Source organism: Bacteroides sp. 1001302B_160321_D4, from assembly GCF_015667765.1.
GTDB classification, from domain to species: Bacteria; Bacteroidota; Bacteroidia; order Bacteroidales; family Bacteroidaceae; genus Bacteroides; species Bacteroides xylanisolvens.
Genome location: NZ_JADPLO010000018.1, coordinates 15,320 through 38,865 on the forward strand (window position 1 = coordinate 15,320; position 23,546 = coordinate 38,865).

Here is a 23,546-nt window from a genome sequence, read left to right on the forward strand (position 1 = left end):
TCAAGTTACCGGGATTTATTGTATTCTGACGTGAATAGTTTTGATTCTATCCTTTCCTTTTCAGCAAATCTGTCGGACTTTCACCAAACTGCTCTCTATAACATTTGGTAAAATAAGAAGGAGAACTAAAACCGACTTCATAACCAATCTCCGCCACTGTCATATCTGACGAAGCAAGCAGGGAAGCAGCCTTCTTCAAGCGAGCGATGCGAAGCAATTCATTCGGAGAATAATTAGTCAGGGATTTTATTTTGCGATAGAGTTGCACACGACTTAATCCCATATCCTTACCCAAATCCTCTACATTCAAATTTGAATCTCCCATCTTTGCTTCAATTAAAGCCTTGAATTTTTCCACAAAGTCTTTATCCATATCACAGACATCCTCTTTCGCCAACGTTTGTCCGTCACCAAAGAACTGTTTCAGGCGGCGATGTGAATCTATCAGATTACGAACGCGTGCCAACAGCAATTGCGAACTGAAGGGCTTGGAGATATAAGAATCCGCACCTCCGTCATATCCCTGAATCCGTTGTTCATCCAAAGAACAGGCTGTCAATAGGATGACAGGGATATGGCAGGTTTGCAGTTCGCTTTTCAGCCGACGGCAACACTCTATTCCATCAATACCAGGCATCATCACATCAGAGATTATCAAGTCCGGAACATATTTCATTGCTTTGCGGATACCCTCCGAACCGTCTGCTGCTTCAATAACAGTATAATCGGTATGGAGTAATCCGCGTACATACGAACGGATATCTGCATTATCATCAATTACCAAAACAGAAGGTTTGGAAGAATCATAGCCTTTTTCCAGTTCCTCTTCTTCGACAGCTAAAGTTTCATTCAGGTTGGAAGAGGCAGGAGAACCGGGAGAAGCAGGATTTAAAGGAACTGCAGAGATTGATGACTTTAGAGAATCTTCGGCCAGAATAGTCTCACAAGTCTGTACCGGTAAATCAACGGTAAAGACAGTGCCCTGCTTTTCATCACTTTCCACAGAAATTGTACCTTTATGCAATTCAACGAAAGCTTTAACCAGTGCAAGCCCGATTCCCGAACCGGCGTGGTGCATGTCTATTTTATAAAAACGATCGAAAATACTCCGGATATGTTCGGCGGAAATCATTGAACCGGTATTGGCAACAGTAAAACGAATCCAGCGAGTATCCTCTTTCGTCAAGGAAGATAAACGAACCGTTATCTTTCCATTTTCCGGTGTGAACTTGAACGCGTTGGAAAGAAGATTAAAATAAATACGTTCCAACTTTTCCATATCCGCCAATGTATGGTAATCCGTATCCGGCATATTATCAAAAAAGAAATGAATGTGTTTCTTCCGGGCCGCTGCAAGGAATGATTCGTTCCAGCCCTCAAAAGAGGAAAGAACATCTACCTGAACAGGTGTATATTCCATCTTACCGTTCTCGTATTTACGGAAATCCAGAATCTGATTGACAAGACGTAAGAGGATATTCACGTTTCGTTGAATCAGCATCAACATTCGATGCTGATCTCCACTTAGTGTATGATCGGCCAATAAATGTTCTACCGGATCGGCAACCAATGTCAGCGGAGTACGGAAATCGTGAGATATATTTGTGAAGAACACCAGTTTGGCATGCGTTGCCTCTTCCAGTTGATGAGAAAGCTGGATAAGCTGATCCCGCTGTTCTTCCAGTTTATCCCGCTGTTCTTCTAATTGGTCACGTTGTTCCTCTAACTTGTCCCGTTGTTCTTCCAGCTGTTTCTTCTGCTCGGAAAGTTCCTTATTCAGACGATTTTTAGCACGAAGAGATTTATAGACCACCAATAATAAACCTGCCACCAATAGAAGAATAACCAAACCACCATACATCACCACCTGCTGTGTAGCAACCCGAGACAGATATCCGCCGATACGTCCGTTCAATGTTTCAATCTTCTGATCCAGTTCCGAGATATGAGTTGTCTGAAGTTGCATGACATGCGCATTTGTACGGTCGACCACCGCAGTGTTCATGACCGTTTCCCGGGGATAAGGCTTTTTCTCAAGGATATTCATTGCCAGTTGCATCACTTTGTCGCCATTGGTCGGATAAATAAAAGTAGCATTCAACACACTGTCGAGCACCATTTCCAATCCGTTACCTTTGCCGGGGAGAGCATCGATACCGACAAAAATCATTTCCTTCTCCCGTCCCACTTTCTTTGCAGCCTGATAAGCTCCCGGAGCAATACGGTCATTATGCGCATACACGGCGTCTATCTTCGGATGCCGACGGAGCATACTATCCATTTCCACTTCCGCCGGTTCACGCTCCCACGCAGCATCCGCTTTATCAATCAGTTTGATATCCGGAAAGTTACTGATAGCAGCCATAAATCCTTGATGGCGTTCCATGGCAGGAGTTGAGCCGCCCAGTCCGGTAAGTTCCACCACATTCCCTTTTCCTTTCAGGCTTGACGCAATATAATTACCTACCGCACGTCCTATTTCATAATTGTCGGCACCGATATAGGCAGTATATTTATCAGAAAGAATCTTCCGGTCTACCAGGATGACAGGTATTCCCTTTTGATAGGCTTCCTCTACAATCGGAGTCATGGGGGCCGCTTCGTTGGCAGAGATAATCAATAAGTCAACCCCTTCATCTATAAAATAATGAACGTCTTCCGCCTGTTTACGATTATCATCCGCAGCCGACCGGATTTCAACCGATACTCCATCATAAAACATTGCTTCGCGGAGAATTTCATCATTCATCTTATGCCGCCAGGAGTCATCGCTGCATTGCGCCACCCCGATACGGAAACGCGGTGCATCCTGCCGACAAGCCGTCATGCCAAGAAGACAGAGCAAGACTGCTATCCACTTCGTATATCCCATCATTCTAATCATTCTCATTTTTTTCGTATTTCTTTCTATGACCCAAATGGACGATTGAGAACAAAAATAAGAAATAAAACTGTGAGTATGCTATCTATCACCCGATTATTCTCATCACTACCCTCCAAAGAAATGCAAAACAGTTCCCAATATTCAACCGGAAACTATTAACAAAAGTATAAGACGTAATACAAACACTTAATCAATGTTATAAAACATCTCTTTTTATTTGGATTATTTGCAAATTTAGCAGAAGTCCGTATCTTTGCAATGTGTTTTTCATAGTATTAGATTTAAGGTTAACAAAGGTTGGAGCAAGGCGTTGCTCCTTTTTTTATGCCCCTACCTCTCATATCATACGAATCATGCAAAAAGAACAAGAGGTATATTCCCACGAATGAGATATACCTCTATACTTACTTTCCATCAAACAATTACATTAGTCTGTCTTTCAAAACCTGCGGAAGTTCGGGCATTGCACCGCTTTGCGTGCAGACATAAGCAGAAACTTCAACAGCAAGTTTGTGAGCTTCGGGAACCGGTTTTCCATTCAAAATGGAAGCACAGAAAGCAGCCGTAAAGGAATCACCTGCCCCCACCGTATCGGCAACCGGAACTCTCGGCGTCTCCTGGAAAGAGACAACACCCGGGGTAAACACATAACTGCCATTAATTCCGCAAGTCAGAATCAACATCTTCAGGTTGTATTTTGCCAACAGAATCCAACATTTATCCTGTAAGTCGATGCCGGGATATCCAAACATACGGCTGATGGTCACCAGTTCTTCGTCGTTTATCTTCAGAATGTTGCAACGGCGGAAAGATTCGCGCAATACCTCTTTGGTGTAGAAGTCCTGGCGGAGATTAATATCAAAGATTTTCAGTTGTCCGTCTATGTCGGGCATCGTATCCAGAAAACGGTTGATAGTGGCACGGCTCACTTCATTACGTTGAGCCAGGGAACCGAAGCAAACGGCACGCGTACTCAATGCCAAACGTTTCAGTTCATCCGTAAAAGGTATGTTATCCCATGCCACGCCTTCTTTGATTTCGTAACAAGGCACTCCCTCGTTATCCAGTGTCACCTGTACCGTACCGGTAGGATAATCCACTTGTTCAATCTGCGTTTTCAGTTTCTTTTCGTTGAATACGTTCAGAATCTCGTCTCCCAACTCATCTTTGCCCACGGCACTCACCACGCGACTGTCAAAACCAAACTGTGATACATGATAGGCAAAGTTTGCCGGAGCACCACCTATTTTCTTTCCTTCGGGCAACACATCCCAAAGTGCCTCGCCCATTCCTACGATTATATTATTCATGATCTACGGATTTTATTGTTTCCAAAGTTATAAAATTATTTTTTAATACGGAACGTATAGAACAAGAGATAAAGCACGCCCACTGTCATTACGGCTACTGCCCCACTCTGTCCCATGGCATCGGATGCTACTCCCATAGCCAACGGAAATACCGTGCCGCCGAACAGTCCCATAATCATCAGACCGGAAACTTCATTTTTCTTACCCGGCAGGTAAAGCAATGCCTGCGAGAAGACTACGGAGAACACATTGGAGTTACCGAAACCAATCAGACCGATGCATACATAAATCATTGTCTTGTCATGGAATATAAACAAACCTGCCATCGCTATCAGCATCATCACAACACTAATGCCGAAGAAAGACTTCGGTGACATCTTACGTAAAATGAAAGAACCGAGGAAGCAGCCTGCCGTACGAAAGATAAAATAAAGGCTTGTTGCAAAAGCCGCATCGTCGAGTCCCATGCCGAGACGTTCCATCAAAATCTTGGGGGCAGTGGTGTTTGTACCCACATCAATTCCAACGTGACACATGATACCGATAAAAGAAAGCAGGATAAACGGTTTGCCAAGCAAAGCGAGACATTGTCCGAAAGTAGACGGTTTGCCTTCTTCTTTTTCCTCTTTAATCTGTGTGACATTGAGCAATAGGATAGCAATGACGGCTACAATCATGTAAATCGGGAACAGGATGCGCCAGCCCAAATCAAAAGTCGGGATGGCTTGTGTCGCTCCCCACATGGCAATATAAGGAGCAAGGAAAGAGGCAATGGCTTTCACAAACTGGCCGAAAGTCAGGCTACTTGCCAAACGGTCGCCACGTACGATGTTAGAAAGCAACGGATTCAGGGAAGTCTGCATCAACGCGTTTCCGATGCCCAGAAGGGAGAAAGAAATCAGCATCAGCATATAACTGTCTCCGAAAACCGGTAATAACAAAGAAGCAAAAGTCACAAGCAAACTAAGCAATACGGTTTTCTTCTGACCGATGCGGCTCATCAACATGCCTGTGGGCACGGAGAAGATGAGGAACCAGAAGAATACCAGTGAAGGGAAGATATTCGCCTGCGAGTCCGACAAACCGAGGTCTGCCTTTACATAATTGGAGGCAATGCCTACCAGGTCAACAAATCCCATGGCGAAGAAGCAAAGCATCACCGGGATTAGTTTGGAAAGGGAAGAGTTTTTACTGTTTTCCATTGTTTTTTTTTATCTAAATATGTTATCATCATTAGTTTATATCATAAATCTAGGCACGGATTAAGCGGATTACACGGCTTCTCGAATGATGGCTGTCAGATAGCAACCGTGTAATCCGCGTAATCCGTGCCTAATAATATAAAATTATATTTTGCATGAGTACTTATTCTATTTATATCATGCAGTTATATGATTCAATTTACAATCTGCTGTTAGTCGTGTGGGTACTACCGTTAGTTATCTGTTCGTCGCCTATATGAATTACGCTCTCCTTATTGCATCAATACCTCAAGCCTACGGTATCTTTATCTTAAACCTACGGCATAGTAACCTTGAAGCTACGGTATTACTAACTTACCACGGCCGTGGTAGGAATTCGTCATGGCTGTGGGAAGATCTTTCCACGGCCATGGTAGGAACTCGTCACGGCCGTGACGAATCAGTAATACCGTAGGTTTAACACAAGTATATCCCTACTATCCACCTACTATCCCTTAAGGAAAGACGTATTCATCCATAGGGAAACATACAAAGAGCGCATAGGGCGAACAAGAGATATTTATGGCTTCAACTTATGGACCACAAACGAATCTACTTTATAAGCTCCTCCTTTACTGTAAAAATCGATATGATTGTAAGGTTCCGAAGGGAATACCTGATTGGTCATCACAAAACGTCCACCATCTCCAAAGGCTTCCACACTGGATTTATCCACAAACAGACGGAGTTTCAATGCCTCTTTGCCGCCTTGTTCCTCGTTTCCACCTTGTTCAATTGCTGTCCAGGTCAACATCGGGAAATTCTCATTGAAGCTGACCTCTCCGCTCTTGCGACGATCCATTGAGAATTTCTTTTCTTTCATGTCATACTGCATATCCACTTCTTCGCCTTTGTCATTGTAGAGACGGAAGCCGATTACGTCTGCATGTTGATTTTCAATCGTCAGTTCTATTTCGTATGCACCGTCATTGCTGGGAATCATTTCTTTAATTGTGCGTGTTCCGTTTACTTTGAACGAGCGTTTCTTGGAAGCATCACGCAAAGCCAGCAGTTCGGGAGAGGGAGCTGATTGGAGGTAAGTCTCACCATCTACGGTAAACAGGCTCAAGTCGCGGGGAACGGAGTTCGGGCTACGGTATTGGGAGGTAGGAACATCGTTGGCGTATTGCCAGTTGCTCATCCATGCGATAGCGATGCGGCGGTTGTCGGGAGCATCACTCCAAGTCACGGTGGCATAATGGTCTTTTCCCCAGTCCATCCATTTGGTTTTGGAGGGTGATTCGTTTACAAACTCTTTTCCGTTGAAGGAGCCTACAAAATATTGAGTAGCACTTCCTCCGAAAGGACCTCCGGGATTCAAATTACAAAGCAGCACCCATTTCTTATCATTGGTACCTTCTACTGGAAGTTCAAACAAATCGGGACATTCCCAAACACCACCATGTGCACCTTGCCCTTCACCGAAACGACTTTCAAAGGTCCAATCTTTCAGATTAGGAGAAGAGAATATCTGCATCTCCTGCCCTACTGCTAATACCATGATCCAGCGTTTGGTGCTTTCATACCAAAATACTTTCGGGTCGCGGAAGTCACGCGCTTCGGACGTCAGTACCGGATTATTCTCATATTTGGTGAAAGTACGTCCGTTGTCAGTACTGTAAGCAATGCTTTGTACTTGTCGGTCACTGTTTTGTGTATAGATGGCGATAATGGCACCTGCACCAAAACCAGCTGTATTATCAAAATCGACAACTGCCGAGCCACTGAAAATTGTCCCCAATGCATCGGGAGCAATAGCTACAGGAAGATGTTTCCAGTTTACAAGATCTTGGCTGATAGCATGTCCCCAACTCATATTTCCCCATTTGGAACCATAAGGATTGTATTGATAGAAAAGGTGGTATTCACCGTCTTTATATACCATTCCATTAGGATCATTCATCCACCCATAAAGAGGTGAGAAATGATAAGTAGGACGGAACTTTTCACGGTTGCCCGTATCGAACGTGTCGGACAATTTCATTTCCTTGCAACAAACAGCAGAAAGTTTCCCCCGTATAGGATCATTCGAGCCTAATTTAAATTTCAACAGTATGTTTTTACCAGCATAAGCCGAAAGATCCAGCGGAACAAAATAGTCCACTCTGTTCACTGCCAGACGAACATCCGCAACATTCACCTCTTTATTATTAACGATCATGCTGACACGTACATCAGGCATTACCTCCTCTACAGGTAAAAGCAAATAACGTTGATTTGTATTTATCTGTACCAGGCAATGTCCTTCACCCAAATCTTTTATTAATAAGGAAGAAGTATCGGCCGAAGCATCCAAAAATGAGAAAATCATCATAACCAGAATAGTCAAAAAGGTCTGTACTTGTTTAAACGAGAATAATACATTCATGTCAGATGGTATTAGAGTTAATTATTAATATTCAATGTCTTCTATTTGTCACCATGCAAAGATAGGTGCAACGGATAGTTACACCTATCACTTTTGTTTCAAAAGATAAAAAAAATGTTACCGATCTATTTCTTAGCGCTTAGATAATGTAATATATTCTTCGTCATGAGCACAATATTATCTTGATAAACGTTTATATTACTATTCTGATTCCATTCGTAAGCAGCCAGACCGAGAGCTATACATGTACCTTGATATTCCGCTGTCGGAGCAAACTCTACCATTCCGGCACAACAATAATCCGTTACGTGTCCCCAAGTCGCCAAAACGGTAGCTTTATTTTCTTCTTCAAACGCTTTCACCACATTTCCTGCATTGGGATAAAGAGCGGGGAAGCCATAAGAATTCAAGTCCCACATACAGTTATGGTCTTCACGCCGTCCAGGCCCGATCAACGGGAATGTTTCATGGGGGAATTGGGAAGAAGTAACCATACCAGCAAAAACCGGATGAGCCCGATGATCATACTCCATTCCGATATTGGCATTAATTGTCCAAATGTCTGCCCCATCTCCTCCTTCACCATCTGCAAATATTCCGGGAGCGCGTTCGGTACGTCCAAATGGTACAACCAATTGAGTCGCATGATTGCTTAAGAACAGATTTCCGCCATTCTTATAATAAGTAGCCAACGCGGCAATTGCATCAGCAGACAAAGGTAATTTATCCCATCCTGCTCCAATGCCGACACGGTCTATATGTACCCAAATAACATCATAAGCAGAAAGGTCCTCATCAGTCAATGTAGCGGAAGTAATGACTTTACCATTTACAAATTGCTTCTTGAACCACGCATAGGAAGCTTTTTCATCATCATCTTCTATCTCTTCGGGAGTATCATACGTTATCACGTAAGCTGCATTTGTCAAATCCTGCGCTTCGGAAGGTTTCACCTTTATATTTTCTTCCGTCACTCCACAATCTATCACTTCGGACGACTCGCTGATATAAAATACCTGATTGCTGCTCGTATTCTCTATCGTGAAACTTGCGAAACGATTATTTTCACCTTCCGCAGCATTTACAGTCACAGGGTTTTCTATATTGTCACTCCAAGACACCTGAATGGTGTTCGATGTGAAATGATTATATTCGCCTTTCACATGAATCACGCCATAGTCTGCTTCTTTGCCATTGAGTTGATTTTCGCTTCTGTTTACAGTGAACAAGTTATCGCTTATCAGATTGTTTTGTCCGCTTATATCAAAGAAAGTCATTTTGTTTCCTGTAAATTCATTATCCGAGATATTCACCCGGTTACAACCTATAAAATTAGCACAGCGATCATCATTTGCCGTTAGTTTGTTGTGAGAAAATATCAGATTACTTTCTCCGGAAATACGTGCCGTTACACCGCCCTGTGTTGAGCCGAATACAGAATTGGTTACCATATTCTGTATGCCACCATTCATATCAATGCCATTCACTACATCGGTTGCATCTATCCGAGCTAATGTTATGGCGTCACACCCTTGGAGTTTAATGCCCTGGTACATATTTTCCATTTTAATATTGAAGAAGTGCAGGCGGTCATTATCATGTTCTACATAAATTCCGGTTCCCTGATGGTCCCCCTTCCCCACAAGCGTAAGTCCGTTTACCTCCACACCGCTAATGCGGTTTTTGCGTCCGTCTATATCGGCAACAGGGGCAACGTGTAACGCATATTCGGCATTTCCAAGCACCAGACGACTTTCCCGCGTATCGGCAGCAGCAGTAACCGCTTCATCGTTCACACCTTTCAATGTTACGAAATTACGCGTAAGTTGAATGGGACTATCCAAACGAAAAGTACCTTCGGGAATAAGTATCGTTCCTCCCTCGGGCGGAAGATCGGCTATAATAGCATTTATAAGATCAGCACAATCAGTGGACCCATCGGTTGGAAGTCCGAATTGGGTTATGTCTATAATCTTCTGACCGTTACATTCATCACAGAGAGTATAGGTATCGTCATTGCTGCAAGATGTGCCCAACATCAGGAGCATTCCGCTTATTAAGAATTTATTTATCTTCATGGTGTTACTATATTAATAATGGTGTATGTTGAGGAGGTTATTCTACTATGCTCACCTTATCAGATGATACACAATTAGAAACTTCAGTTCCTGAGTTCACCAGGAATACCCGATAACTCTCCAAATTATCTATAAAGCAGTTTTTGAACACATTTCCTGTTCCTTGAGTAGCATTTACGGCCACAGCATCAGTATAAGCCCATTCACATGACAAACTGTTGGATACAAACATATTGTTGTTACCCTTTACATTGATTATGCCAAAGTCATCACCATGGTCGAGCATCTGATTTTGAAGAGCTCCGGTAAGCCAAAAAATATTCTTATTTACCCGATTATCATTACCACTCAACACGAGAATACCATTGTAGTAGCTTTTAAAATTATTACCTTCAACAATACAGTTATTACAACCATCAAGCACTAAATTTTCACGCCCGTCAGGATAGACCTGATTATTAACAAACGAAAGTTTGTTCACTCCCTGCGCCTTACAGGTTATGCCAGTGGGCTGAGCACCCAGTTGGCAATTCTTGATATTAATATTCTCGCCACCAATCAGCACCATACTATTGGGAAGCTCACATACCCAGCAATTGATTATCTGCATGTTTTTCGCTTGTTCTATCTTGACGCCTGTATGCAAATTTATACCAATAATATTAGAAAGCATTCCATCATCACTCGTACCGGCAAAGTGTATGCCGATGTTCTTAGCTTCCGTACCACCGGACACCATCAGGTTCATAATCTTTACACCCTTCACGCCTGTCTCTACTTTTATAGCAGCTTCGGCATTACGCGCCACCAATTTACTTCCGCCACCAGGGCCCAACAACTCATTTATTCCATTCACATCAATATTGCTACGCATACCGGGATTCAACCCTTTGAATGTCACATTGTGCTTATTAATCACAATGGGAGCGTCGAGCACAAAATCACCTTCAGGAATAACCACTACTCCCCCTTCGGAAGGCAAGGAAGCAATAGCACTATTAATGGCTTTCGAACAATCCGTCTTTCCATCGCCAACAGCTCCGAATGTGGTAACATCGCCTTCGATTTCAGTATGAGTGCCATAACACAACAGATTATCATCACTATCGCAAGCCGTGAACAAACACAGACAGAAAGTGCTAAGCAAATATCTTTTTATTTTCATCATATTTATATTTAAGGAATTTATACTAGTTAAACTTACCATATCCGGGATTCTGCACATAATTGCCTTCAGAGAAGTTATATTGTGCATTGGGAATAGGCAAATATTCATCTCTACCACGAACAAAGCGAGCACCACGATAATAAACGCGCTTATTCTGCTCCACACTAATGTAACTGTTCATGGTTTCCGCAGCAATCCCCCAACGTACCAAGTCGAAGAAACGGTCACCTTCCATAGCAAACTCCATACGGCGTTCCCAACGTAATGCCTTGCGGGCAAAGTCCTGACTCCAGCCCTCAGCAGGATATTCGCCTATCAGATAATTAGCTGCATCCTGTTCGGAATGTTTAAAGTCTTTTACATAAGGACTATTTTTGGCACGCAGACGAATACGGTTAATAATTTTGCGAGCCTCTTCCAGTCCGGTAGCTTCGCCAATCTCTATCAAGGCTTCAGCCTTCCATAACAATACATCAGCATAGCGGATTATCTGCCAGTTGAGATGAGAAGCTCCCCAAGGCCAACCTTGGAACATATCTTCACTTTCAGGCGAGATGTAGAAGCGCTTTGTACAATTAAAGCCATATTCACCGCTGTTACGTATCCAGTTTGCTTTACAAGGCTCAACGGTATATGTTTTCCAAGTGATACCAGGACGACCGGTAACGAAATCCAAACGAGGATCCACAGTTGCATCAATGTTGGTGAGCTCACTTCCTTCGTATATTCCATAGTCATCGGCGTTGAAAGTATCAAACAAAGGCAATCCATAGTTATCTGTCTTATAGGCATTGATCAAGTTCTGACTGGGTAAGAAAAATCCGTCACCACCATAAGGACCTTTAGGAGCATTCAACAGATTACTCCAGTTTATATTCCCGGCACCATCGGTTTCATCATCCATCGAATATTGTACGGCAAACACAGACTCTACCCCATTTTCATATTCCAATTGATCAAGTTTCTGAAAATCGTTCAAAAGAGTATATGCCTTTCCTTGCGCACCTACTTTGTCGCAAAGAGTCACCACTTCAGCTAACAATTGTTTATCAATAGCAACCACTTGGTTATTATCATCTTGTCGGTAAGCCTGATAAAGTCTAGCTTTGGCAGCATAAGCATAAGCAATGTTCTTAGTGACACGCCCTACTTGAGATTGAGTATCAGGCAAATCGTTAGCAGCATCAAGAAATTCTTGTGCTATTTTACCCAGAAGTTCTTCACGGGTAAACTGATTGTTGGGAATGTACTTATAGTCATCATTTTCCACATTCTCATCAAAATAAGGTACTTGCTTGAAAAGGCGAACCAGTTCAAAGAAGAAGTGTGCACGAATCACTTTCATTTCGGCTTTACGACTTTTAATCATCGGCAAAGCGTTCTCATCAAGCGTATTCATTACCCGCAATGCGCTGTTACAACGTTGCAAGCAACAATAAAGTTGAAACCATTTTTCGTCGGCATTGCCCCATGTAGCATCTATTTTAAAGGTTTCAAGCAGCGTACAAAAGTCTCCATCATTTACACCGCCACCACCTTTGTAGGCATTATCCGAACGTACTTCACCATACGTCCAATTGGTCATCGGCACCCAGTGCATATCACGATTAGGACCTTTCAATCCTGCATAAGCTGAAGTAACCAAAAGCTCTACACCATCGGCCGATGATAACAAATCGTCATTGAGTGTACCCTGAGGTTTAATATCTAGAAAACGACTCTCATCGCAACTTGCCAATAGTGCCATCACACCTACTGCAAAGATATATTTCAATTTCATAATGTTCTGTATTTAGGATAAAAATTAAAAACCAAGTGATAGACCGAATGTATAGGTACGAGGTTGGGGATATGGATAGCCCAATCCTTCCGGGTCGGCACCAGTATAATTAGTCAGCGTAAAAACGTTCTGTGCTTGCAGATACAAACGCAAATTGGAAAGATGCGCTTTCTTAATCCACTTATCCGGGAAAGTATAACCCACAGTTAGAGTTTTCAACTTCACATAAGAACCATCTTCAATAAAGAAAGTGGAACTGCGTGTTTCTACATTATTATCAACCACAGTCAATGCAGGGATATCACAATTATAAACTCCGGTTTGCTCATAAGCATTCCAAGCATGCATTGCATCCATCAAACGTACAGAGTGATTACCTGTCCAACCTTGAAAAAGGTCGGTATAAAACTTGGAATTGTTCCATGCATCGCGAATCATACCATTGAAGAATACAGAAAGGTCAAATCCTTTGTAAGATGCACCGATGTTCAAACCACCAATAAATCTAGGTTGGTCACTCCCTTGCCAATCCATATCAGCAGTATTGATAATGTTATCACCGTTAAGGTCTTTGTAGCGAATACGCCCTACGCCGGGAGCACCAATCTGTACATCATATTTGCTTAGGTATTCATATACCTCCTGTTTTGTTTTGAATACACCATCAGCTTTATAGGACATCCATGATCCGTAAGGTTGACCTACAATAGTTTTGTCCACACCATTACCACCTCCCCAAGTATATTTGATTACATCCGGAAGTTCGGTAATTTCATTTTTATAATAGGAAAGGTTGAACGAAATATCATACTTGAAATCCTTTATTTCATCTCGCCAAGTAAAGGTTGCTTCCACACCGCTATTATCCATACTGGCAGCATTGTACCATTTATATCCACCTTCACCGATCACTCCTATATAAGGTTTCTGGATTAACATACCAGTAGTCTTTTTTTGAAAATAATCCAGTGTCAGTCCCAAACGGTTGTCAAAGAAAGCAGCATCAATACCAAAGTTCAGTTGTTTGGTCTCTTCCCATTTCAGGTCGTTGTTACCCGAACGGTCTTTCTGTACTCCGGGCAATACCGTTGTACCATCCCCATTGAAATTGTATGAGCCATTGGACATGTTAGTGTAATAGAGGTTGTAAGTAGCATTGTTATCAATCTGATCATTACCATTTATCCCCCACGATGCACGCAATTTAAGATCTGAAAGCCAGTTTTGCGTACATTCCATAAATTTTTCACGCGATACTCTCCAACCGGCAGATACTGAAGGAAAGATAGCAGAATTATTCCCTTTACCGAAACGTGAAGAAGCATCACGACGCACTGTTCCTGATATAAGGTATTTATCATCAAACGCATAGTTCACCTTACCAAAGTAAGAGACCATAGCATAGGTAGAAGCATTGTTACTCACACTTTTTCCTTCAGTTACAGTGTCTAAGTAACGATAATCGAGATCTTCTATCACCAATCCGCGACCATATCCCTGTAAATGTTCACCATTCTCTTTCTTAGCTTCAGTTCCTATCACTGCACTGATATTGTTCTTCCCAAGGTCTATGCTATAATTGGCAGTGTTCGACCATACCCATTGCACGCTATTATCTTGTCGTACGGTCAGTTCATTTACATCTACCTTACGATCGGCTTCACTCCATTTGGGGACGAAAGTTGAGTTGAAACCGGTAGTATAGTTCAAACCAAATTGACTCTTCAACACTAGATTTTTAATGGGTTCCACTTCCAAATAAACATTGCCAAAGATACGCCAACTTTTGTGACGATTATTGGCTTCATTGTCTGTCAAGCGAATGGCATTCGGCTTATCCCCCAATATATCCACATAGCCACCGGCATACCCTCCATTTTCATCATACACAGGAATGGCCGGATGCTGGGCAATAACCAATTCTTCTATACCGGCAGGATTAAGATGCTCCAACCAGTGATTCACCGAAATACTTTCACCCACACGCACTTTACCATCTACAAAGCGAAAATTAGAGGCTAAACGCGAATTAAAACGTTCGTAGTCTGTATTACGGCAAAGACCATCCTGATTCATATAATTTAAGGTAAGAGCCACATTCCCATCCTTAAACCCTTTAGAAAGAGAAAGATTATAATTTTGCATTAAAGCCGTACCAAATATTTCCTTTGCCCAATCAGTGTTGCCCGACTTTATTTTCACTCCATTCTGGTCAAAATAATATTCTTGCAGTTGGGCCTTTTCTCCATTTCCATATACTACACTATTGGGATTGGTTCCAAAAGTATTTTTATAAGCCTGCCAATACACATCACCCCATTGGTAAGCGTCAAGCATATCAATACCACCAGTAAAAGTCTGGGCAGTGAGCGACATATCAAAACTTACTTTTACATCGCCTTCCTTAGCACGTTTTGTGGTGATAATAATGACACCATTGGCAGCTTGCGCACCATAAATGGCAGCCGAAGCTGCATCTTTCAACACCTGAATGGATTCAACATCATTGGATGAGATAATAGAAGCCACATTATCATGTGTCTGAACACCGTCTATTACATAAAGAGGAGAAGAATTGTTGATGGTAGTAATACCACGTAACTTAGTATCTGTGTTACCACCTCCGGGTTTACCATCAGTTGTTACGTTCATACCGGCTACACGTCCCTGCAAACCTGACATCACATTACCAGTAGGTATGTCAGCCACCTCTTTCATCTTCACTACAGCTACCGAACCTGTCAGACTGGCTTTCTTTTCAGCCATATAACCTGTCACAACCACTTCGTCAATCATCTTAGCATCCTCTTCCATCACTATCTTCAATGAAGGTTTAGCGGCAATAATTACTTCTTTATATCCTATATAAGAAATTGCCAATAATGCATTCGTTGGTACACTAAGAGTAAAGTTACCATCCAAATCTGTGATAGTTCCAGTTGATTTAGAATCATTTTGCACTACGGAAGCACCAATAATTGGTTGACCATCAGTCTTTGAAGTAACGTTTCCTTTCACTGTTATGTTTTGCCCCCAAAGGACTGACATGAAAGTAAACAGGAAACAAACGCTACAAAGAAGTTTTTTGTTCTTCATAATACTAAGCATTAGTTTGATGTTATTAAATTAAAAGTACGAATTTTACTAAATCGATGATGCAAATTACGGTTGATTTATATCAAACGACTGAAAAAAATGTTTCAAAGGCTATAACATTTGTTGCATAGAACGCTATTTTATAGGGTTTTATACATTATTCTTCGAAATAGAAGAATTATAGAATATCTATTCTCCAGTAAGTATGGAAAATATTACCTTTGCAGGTGATAAGAACTTAAAAAATGGAGTTAACTACTGGTTGTAGTCAACTGAAAAAATCAACGATATGAAAACAATCTCCAACAAACAACTCACGATTCAAGTATCTCCTCACGGAGCTGAACTCTGCAGCATCGTCGCCAATGGAAAAGAATATTTGTGGCAAGCCGATCCTGCTTTTTGGAAACGTCACTCTCCTGTCCTATTCCCCATTGTCGGGAGCGTATGGGAAAATGAGTATCGTAACGAGGGGATTCCTTATACGCTTACTCAACATGGTTTTGCCCGTGACATGGAATTTACTCTTATTTCTGAAAAAGAGGATGAAGTACGTTACCGCCTTGTCAGCAATGAAGAAACTTTGCATAAATACCCTTTTTCATTCTGTCTGGAAATAGGCTATCGCATCCAGGGAAAGAAAATTGAGGTTATGTGGGAAGTAAAGAATAGCGGTGAAAAGGATATGTATTTTCAGATTGGGGCACATCCAGCTTTCTATTGGCCGGAGTTCGATGCAAGCAATTCTGAAAGAGGGTTCTTCGGATTTGACAAGGAAAACGGTTTGAAATATATTCTCATTTCAGAAAAGGGATGCGCTGATCCTTCCACAGAATATTCTTTAGAGTTGACAGACGGATTATTACCACTGGACACGCATACTTTTGATAAAGATGCTTTGATACTGGAAAATGAACAGGTCCGTAAAGTTACCTTATATAATAAAGAGAAACAGGCTTATCTTAGTTTACATTTTAACGCTCCGGTAGTCGGTCTTTGGTCTCCACCTGCAAAGAATGCTCCTTTCGTCTGCATCGAACCTTGGTACGGACGTTGCGACCGCGCACATTATACTGGTGAATATAAAGATAAGGACTGGATACAGCACTTACAACCGGAAGAGATATTCCAAGGAGGATATACAATTGAAATTGATGAATAATTGATGAATAAAAAGTAGCTGCCGGATTTCACATCTGACAGCTACCAAATACCTAATTCTAATCTACAAAACCTAACTTATAAATCTAACCTATGAATCCTTAAAAAGCAATCAATACTTGTTGCTTTCACTGAATCTATGCAAACATCTATTGTGTAACTTCTACTTCTATTATAAACCCAACCGATACGCATTGAATGAATCTACTTGAAATGAACCTCCTTTGCTATAAAAACACATACGGTTGTATGGTTCCGATGGAAAGATAAGATTAGTCATTGCTACCTTTCCTCCATTCAGGAATATTTCTACAGAACATTTATCAACAAAGACATCCAACGTATATTTATTCTCTTTCTTTATCGGTGCCCAGGTAGCTAATGCGAAATCATCTATATAATTGATGGAAGTCGTCTTTCTACGGTCGTGAACCTCTATTTCATGAGGTACACTCTTCTTTCCGAAATCCACGATACCACTTTTCGTCCGGTCCATAACCAATCTCTTTTCCGGAAGATTGAAGTAGATATCCACCTTTTCCCCTTTATCATTAAAGAGGCTGAGTCCCATAATCTCCGCTTCCCCGACGGTAATTTCCAATGCCAGTTCATAAGCACCATCATTATTAGCCAATAAAGAATCAATATGATAATCATTGGCAACCGTAAATGCCGGAATTTCTTTCTTTTCTTTTCGCAGAGTCTTTATCTCCGGTACCGGAGCTGCTGAAAGATAAATTTCACCGTCTTGTGTATAAAGACTTAACTCACGCGGCAAAGCGTTAGCACTACGGAATTGCTTTGTCGGAACAATATTACAATATTGCCAGTTACTCATCCAAGGAACAGCAATCGTTCGTTCTCCAGTGTTTGAGAAACAAACGGTAGCATAGTGATCTTTGCCCCAATCCAACCATTTCGTGACATTCGGCTGACTGTCACAACTGAATTTCTTTCCATCAAAGTCTCCTGTAAAGTATTGAGTGGCACTTCCTCCGAAATAACATCCTGGATTGACGTTCACTATCAATGCCCATTTCTTACGGTTCAGATCTCCATCCACCGGAAGTTCCACCATGTCCGGACATTCAAATTGACAAGGTTGTACCCCGTATCCTTCTCCGAAATTACTCATATAGTTCCAGTCCTTCAGATTCTTAGAGTCATAGAAACGCATTTCTTTATCGGCGGAGACAATCATCACCCATTTATCTTCCGGTTCATACCGGAACACTTTTGGGTCACGGAAATCTCTCAAACCATCAGCAGGGCACAAGATGGGGTTCTTCTCATATTTAATAAATGTCCGTCCATTATCCTTGCTAAAAGCAAGACATTTGACCTGCCCGTTTTTGTCACTGGCAGAAGTATAAAAAACCAGGATGCTCCCTACTCCATACCCCGCTACATTCTCCTGATCGACAATAGAGCTGCCGGAAAAGATATGTCCCAATGTATCACGGGCAATAGCTGGGGCCAAATGTTCCCAATGTACAAGGTCCTTACTGACAGAATGTCCCCAATGCATATTTCCCCATTTAGAACCGTAAGGGTTATATTGAAAATACAAATGATATTCTCCATCTTTATACACCAATCCGTTGGCATCATTCATCCAGCCATAGAGAGGAGTATGATGGTAAACAGGGCGGAACTTTTCCGTATTGGCTGTATCAAAAGTATCAGATAGCTTGATTTCTTTCCAGCAAAGTGCATCCTTTGATTTATTACGAACACGGACGGTGGCAGCCTTCGCTCCGGCAGGCAAAGCAAAGGGAACAAAATAGTCCACTTGAGTCTGTGCCAGACGAATATCCATATCGGTATCCGCAGCCTCTCCGGTATCAAGCAGAACCTGACTTTCCGCAGCTTCCTCTTCTATAGGAAGCAATATATAATTAGTCGGATTGGTAATGTGGATGACAGTCAGGCTATCCCCTTTCTGTTCCAAGGTCAACTTGCTTTTAGTGGTGTGGCAATAAATCAGTCCGTAAGAGACTGCCAATGCAAGTATTGCACCTTTACATAGTTTCATCCAAGGGTTTGTTTTCATGGCAACAAAGTATTCCTAATTTATACAAGCTTTTAATCCAAAATAGACGAAGGCAAAGATAGGGGGTATCTTCGCCTTCGCCTATAAACTTTGTTTCAAAGGGTATCAAATTTGATACAAATCCTAAGAATTTTCTTTTATCATCCAAGAATAAAGACCTGTAACCTCTTTGTTTTCCTGAATTTATTTTTCTACTTTTGAAGCCAATCTTTATTCTTCTACTTATGCCAGCAAATAGAAATGCCTTAATCCGTTATAAAACAATTGATAACTGTCTGCGTAATCCTTATCGACGCTGGACGTTGGAAGATTTGGTAGATGCTTGCTCGGATGCCCTTTATGAATACGAAGGCATCGATAAAGGCATAAGCAAACGTACGGTACAAATGGATATACAGATGATGCGCAGCGAGAAGCTGGGTTATAACGCTCCGATTGTGGTGTACGAAAATAAATACTATAAATACGAAGATCCGGAATACAGCATTACACAAACTCCGCTGAACGAACAAGACCTGAAAACGATGTCGGAAGCAGTGGAAGTGTTGAGGCAGTTTAAAGGCTTCTCCTATTTTACGGAAATGAGCGATATTATCAACCGCCTGGAAGATCACGTTGCTTCTGCCCGGATGAAAACCACTCCTGTCATTGACTTTGAAAAGAATGAATCATTGAAAGGACTGGATTATCTGGATACGATCTATCACGCGATTGTAAACGAGCATCCGATACAGCTCAAATATCGTTCGTTCAAGGCACGTTCGGCCAACAGCTTTATTTTTTATCCTTATCTATTAAAAGAGTATCGCAACCGATGGTTCGTTTATGGTGTCAGAGGAAACGGACGGATCTTGCAAAATTTAGCTTTGGACAGAATACAATCATTGGAGGTTCTGCCACAAGAACATTACATAAAAAATACGTTCTTCGATCCGAACACGTTCTTCGATGATCTGGTAGGAGTCACTAAAAACACTGGAAGTGTAGCGGAGAAAGTCGGTTTCAAGGTAGCGGCTGCCGAAGCACCTTACATCATAACCAAGCCTATACACCGCAGCCAGCAAGTGGTGGAAAGATTAGCTGACGGAAGTGTCATACTGGAAATTGAAGTCGTCATCAACCATGAGTTAGAACGAGTATTCTTCGGATATGCCGAGGGAATACAAGTTCTTTATCCGAAGACTCTGGTAGAATTGATGGGTAGGAAACTAAAAAAGGCTGCTGAACAATATACCCATTCGAAATGAAAAGGGAACACGCCCAATTATCCTATCTGACATTCAAGAAAAACAAAAAAGCATGGAGAACCTGTCTATTGTTCAACTATGGAAACTTTATTCTTCAAGTAAGGCTCTCGCACATTCGTACCCTTCCTGATAAAACTCTGTCAGCTTTTGCACATCTTTCTCGATGCGGTCTACGGCTACAGGTTTTAACGGGCGAATAACAATAATCTGTCCTTCATCCTCCATGCGCTCTACCATTTCCAACTGCTCATTATAAACAGCACACCGCCGACTTAACGCTTCGCGCAACTTCGGATATTTCCGATATACAAACGAAGGGATACGAATGTCTTTCGAATCTTTCCGATACCCTCGGTTACGGGTGAGTACCACAACATTTCTCGTGCAGCCATCCGTAATGGCTCTTTGCAAAGGAATGGAATCTACAATTCCTCCGTCGAGCATGGGAACCCCGTCTACATAAGTAATAGGACATACAAAAGGGAGACTGCTGGATGCGCGGACAATATCAATCACCCTGCGACTGTCTTTTTTCTCTTCGAAATAGTTGGCTTCTCCCGTGATGCAATTCGTAGTCACCATCACAAAACGTTCCGGTGAAGCAAAATATGTTTCATAATCGTAAGGAAGAATATGTTCGGGGAATTCATTGAATAACAGATCAAAGTCCAGTATATTACGCTTTTTGAGCAAATGTTTCAGACCGATATAATCATACTTCTCCAACAAGTCAATGTTGCTGTACTTGGCACGTCCCCGTTGCCGTGATGCATACGACAACCCGTTGCACGCACCGGCAGACACTCCTATCGCATAGGGAAACCGGATATCGTGATCCATAAAATAATCAAGCACACCGCAGGTGAATACTCCACGCATTCCCCCGCCTTCCAACACTAATCCCGTAGATTCATCAATTTTCAAGTCCTTCATTTTTATCTCCCGTATTCTTATTCCGGCGGATTACCAGCAAAGATGACAATTCACGCATCACAGCCTCATCCTCGGATAATTTCGTATAAGAAAGATGGCTCATTATCAATAACCCGTCTTTCTCTTCAGTCACTAAATCTTCTACTCCCGCAAACCACACTATCATCGTTTGTTCCGGATAACGCACCTGCAAATCGTCAATGCGTCCACGGAACTCTTCATCATCCGTATCAAAAAGAAAAAGACGCACCGAATGTCCGTTCTGCAACATCTTATCCAAATAGGAAAAAAGAAACAGATCAATCATTCCGCCGAGTACGAAACTGACCGTCGTGCCTTCCCGATACTGACGATTGACAAATACGGCCACCGGACACTTCACCTGCTCCATAATCTCATCAATCTTATCCCGGAAGAGCGTTAACCATAAAATTGCTCCCGGAGTTCCCGGCATATCCGAACGATAATGACTCCCGGCTCCCAAAAGCAGCATATCAGGATGTTCTTTACGGACAAAGTGGATGATTTCCTGTACAAGTTTGTCTGTCACCCGATAATGGTTATCTACCTGGATATTCAATTTCGCTGCCTGTTGATTGAGCAAAGCAAAACTCTCGCTGGCATAATGTTCGGCATTCAACGGATTCAGATCCGTGCCCACCGTATAGTGTGCTGCAATCAAATGATTTTTCTTCAACTGCTTCCCAAATAACAAATCATAAATGGAAAGCAACACACGCCCGGATTCCGGACGCCCGAAACAAAATATCAATTTGTGCTTCAAAGATAATTTTTCTTCCCGACGTACGAAAATATGTTCCACCAAATGAAGCAAAGGAGTAGTCATAAAGGTCGTAACTAGCGCCATAATGACTAAAATTACAAATATAGAAGGAGGAAGAACTCCCATTTCATAACCGATATTCAAAGCGACAAGCTCCATTAATCCCCGTGTATTCATCAATGTCCCTATCGTCAGACTATCCTTCCACGACTCACCCACCAAACGGGCGGCAATGGCACATCCACCCAGTTTGCCGACAACAGCAACCGTCACCAACAGTAAACATACCATCCACAACTCCGGACTGTTTATCAAACCGATTTCCGTGCGCAATCCGGTGAAGGCAAAGAACAGAGGTAAAAAGAATACTAATGAAATATCCTCCACCTTTTCCATCATCACCTTCCGGAAACCCAGATTGGACGGCATCACTACCCCTGCCATAAAGGCTCCGAACAGTGCATGAATACCAATAATCTCGGTCAGACAAGAAGAAATAATAAGAATGAGCAGAATAAATGCCACGAATGTTTTATTGATTGCTTCCTGGTTGGCATATACTTCTCCCACTTTCTTCAGAAACGGTCGAACAACCAAAAACATGACCGCAATATAGACAACTGCCAGCCCCACTGAATAAAGTGCACTGGCAAAACTTCCTGCTTTGGAGATAGCAATCACCACTGCCAACAGACACCAGGCTGTCACATCATCATTGGCAGCGGAAGCAATGGTCAGCGTCCCTAAAGGAGTCTTCGTCATATTCCGCTCCTGAATGATGCGCGCCAATACCGGAAAAGCGGTGATACTCATAGAAATACCTATAAACAAAGCAAATGGAAGAAACGGAGTTTGGGCAGCTGCATATTCTTCGTACACCCAGTAAGAAGACAAGATGCCCAGGAAGAAGGGTACTAGGATTCCGGCATGGCTAATCACCAGCGTTTCATTGATTTTATTTTTCAGTACACTGAAATCCAGCTCCATACCGATGACAAACATAAAAAGGATCAGTCCCACCTGACTCAACAGTTCAAGATTGGTAAGCGAGTGTGCCGGAAAAAGGAAATGAAAAGCATCCGGAAAGAAAAAGCCGAGTACGGAAGGTCCTAACACAATACCGGCAACAATCTCTCCAATCACTCCCGGTTGCCCGATCAGACTGAACAAATAGCCAAAAAGACGCACCATCAGCAGTACGGCTATAATCTGAATCAACAAGGTAGTGAGCGGATGATGAAGATTATCCTGTATAAACTGGAGAAACATAGTGAATGGATTCCCCTGTACTATGTTCTGCGCATTTACCGCATAGTGCGAAAACCGGTCACCCTCTTCAATAGCAACATAAATCAACCCTCCAAACAGGAGTAACATCAGTACATAAATGACATAATTCTTCCGGACCCTGTTCCGCATAAACTTTATTTTTACGATTTGTGC

At 42.1% G+C, this 23,546-nt stretch carries 13 protein-coding genes; 2 read left to right on the top strand and 11 right to left on the bottom strand.

The window, feature by feature from the left end:
- Positions 1–46: 46 nt before the first annotated feature.
- From KFO40_RS09265 to KFO40_RS09300, 8 genes are all read right to left on the bottom strand, one after another.
- Positions 47–2,872 (bottom strand): substrate-binding domain-containing protein, encoded by a 2,826-nt coding sequence (locus tag KFO40_RS09265; protein WP_317194778.1) that lies wholly within the window; start codon positions 2,870–2,872, stop codon positions 47–49.
- A gap of 434 nt (positions 2,873–3,306) precedes the next feature.
- Complete coding sequence (locus tag KFO40_RS09270) at positions 3,307–4,194, bottom strand: carbohydrate kinase family protein (protein WP_008025948.1); 888 nt, start codon at positions 4,192–4,194, stop codon at positions 3,307–3,309.
- A 35-nt stretch (positions 4,195–4,229) separates the two neighbouring features.
- On the bottom strand, positions 4,230–5,396 hold the full coding sequence (locus tag KFO40_RS09275) for an MFS transporter (protein WP_004300990.1): 1,167 nt from the start codon (positions 5,394–5,396) through the stop codon (positions 4,230–4,232).
- Positions 5,397–5,955: 559 nt separating this feature from the next.
- On the bottom strand, positions 5,956–7,803 hold the full coding sequence (locus KFO40_RS09280) for a DUF4980 domain-containing protein (protein ID WP_117683573.1): 1,848 nt from the start codon (positions 7,801–7,803) through the stop codon (positions 5,956–5,958).
- Between the two features lie 125 nt (positions 7,804–7,928).
- The gene (locus tag KFO40_RS09285) at positions 7,929–9,881 is read right to left on the bottom strand and encodes a DUF4960 domain-containing protein (RefSeq protein ID WP_151934417.1); all 1,953 of its coding nucleotides are present in this window, start codon (positions 9,879–9,881) and stop codon (positions 7,929–7,931) included.
- Positions 9,882–9,918: 37 nt separating this feature from the next.
- Complete coding sequence (locus KFO40_RS09290; protein ID WP_015531542.1) at positions 9,919–11,049, bottom strand: glycosyl hydrolase family 28-related protein; 1,131 nt, start codon at positions 11,047–11,049, stop codon at positions 9,919–9,921.
- Between the two features lie 22 nt (positions 11,050–11,071).
- Positions 11,072–12,829 carry a RagB/SusD family nutrient uptake outer membrane protein gene (locus tag KFO40_RS09295; protein WP_117683572.1) on the bottom strand — a complete coding sequence of 586 codons (1,758 nt, stop codon included), beginning with the start codon at positions 12,827–12,829 and terminating at the stop codon, positions 11,072–11,074.
- 24 nt (positions 12,830–12,853) lie between these two features.
- Positions 12,854–15,937, bottom strand: coding sequence for a SusC/RagA family TonB-linked outer membrane protein (locus tag KFO40_RS09300; RefSeq protein ID WP_117683571.1), 3,084 nt, complete (start codon positions 15,935–15,937; stop codon positions 12,854–12,856).
- A 277-nt stretch (positions 15,938–16,214) separates the two neighbouring features.
- On the opposite strand from KFO40_RS09300, the gene KFO40_RS09305 reads away from it, so the two are divergent.
- A complete protein-coding gene (locus KFO40_RS09305) occupies positions 16,215–17,087 on the top strand; it encodes an aldose 1-epimerase family protein (RefSeq protein ID WP_015531545.1) in 873 nt (290 codons plus the stop codon).
- Between the two features lie 171 nt (positions 17,088–17,258).
- On the opposite strand, the gene KFO40_RS09310 is transcribed toward KFO40_RS09305, so the two are convergent.
- Positions 17,259–19,139, bottom strand: coding sequence for a DUF4980 domain-containing protein (locus tag KFO40_RS09310; protein ID WP_211146289.1), 1,881 nt, complete (start codon positions 19,137–19,139; stop codon positions 17,259–17,261).
- A 224-nt stretch (positions 19,140–19,363) separates the two neighbouring features.
- On the opposite strand from KFO40_RS09310, the gene KFO40_RS09315 reads away from it, so the two are divergent.
- Entirely contained in the window at positions 19,364–20,386 is a 1,023-nt protein-coding gene (locus KFO40_RS09315) for a helix-turn-helix transcriptional regulator (protein ID WP_015531547.1), read from the top strand.
- Between the two features lie 87 nt (positions 20,387–20,473).
- Here the strand turns inward: KFO40_RS09315 and KFO40_RS09320 are convergent, their stop codons facing one another.
- Positions 20,474–21,319, bottom strand: coding sequence for a patatin family protein (locus KFO40_RS09320; RefSeq protein ID WP_004321607.1), 846 nt, complete (start codon positions 21,317–21,319; stop codon positions 20,474–20,476).
- On the bottom strand, positions 21,300–23,522 hold the full coding sequence (locus KFO40_RS09325) for a cation:proton antiporter (RefSeq protein ID WP_211146290.1): 2,223 nt from the start codon (positions 23,520–23,522) through the stop codon (positions 21,300–21,302). The genes KFO40_RS09320 and KFO40_RS09325 overlap by 20 nt, the downstream gene beginning before the upstream one ends.
- Positions 23,523–23,546: the final 24 nt, after the last annotated feature.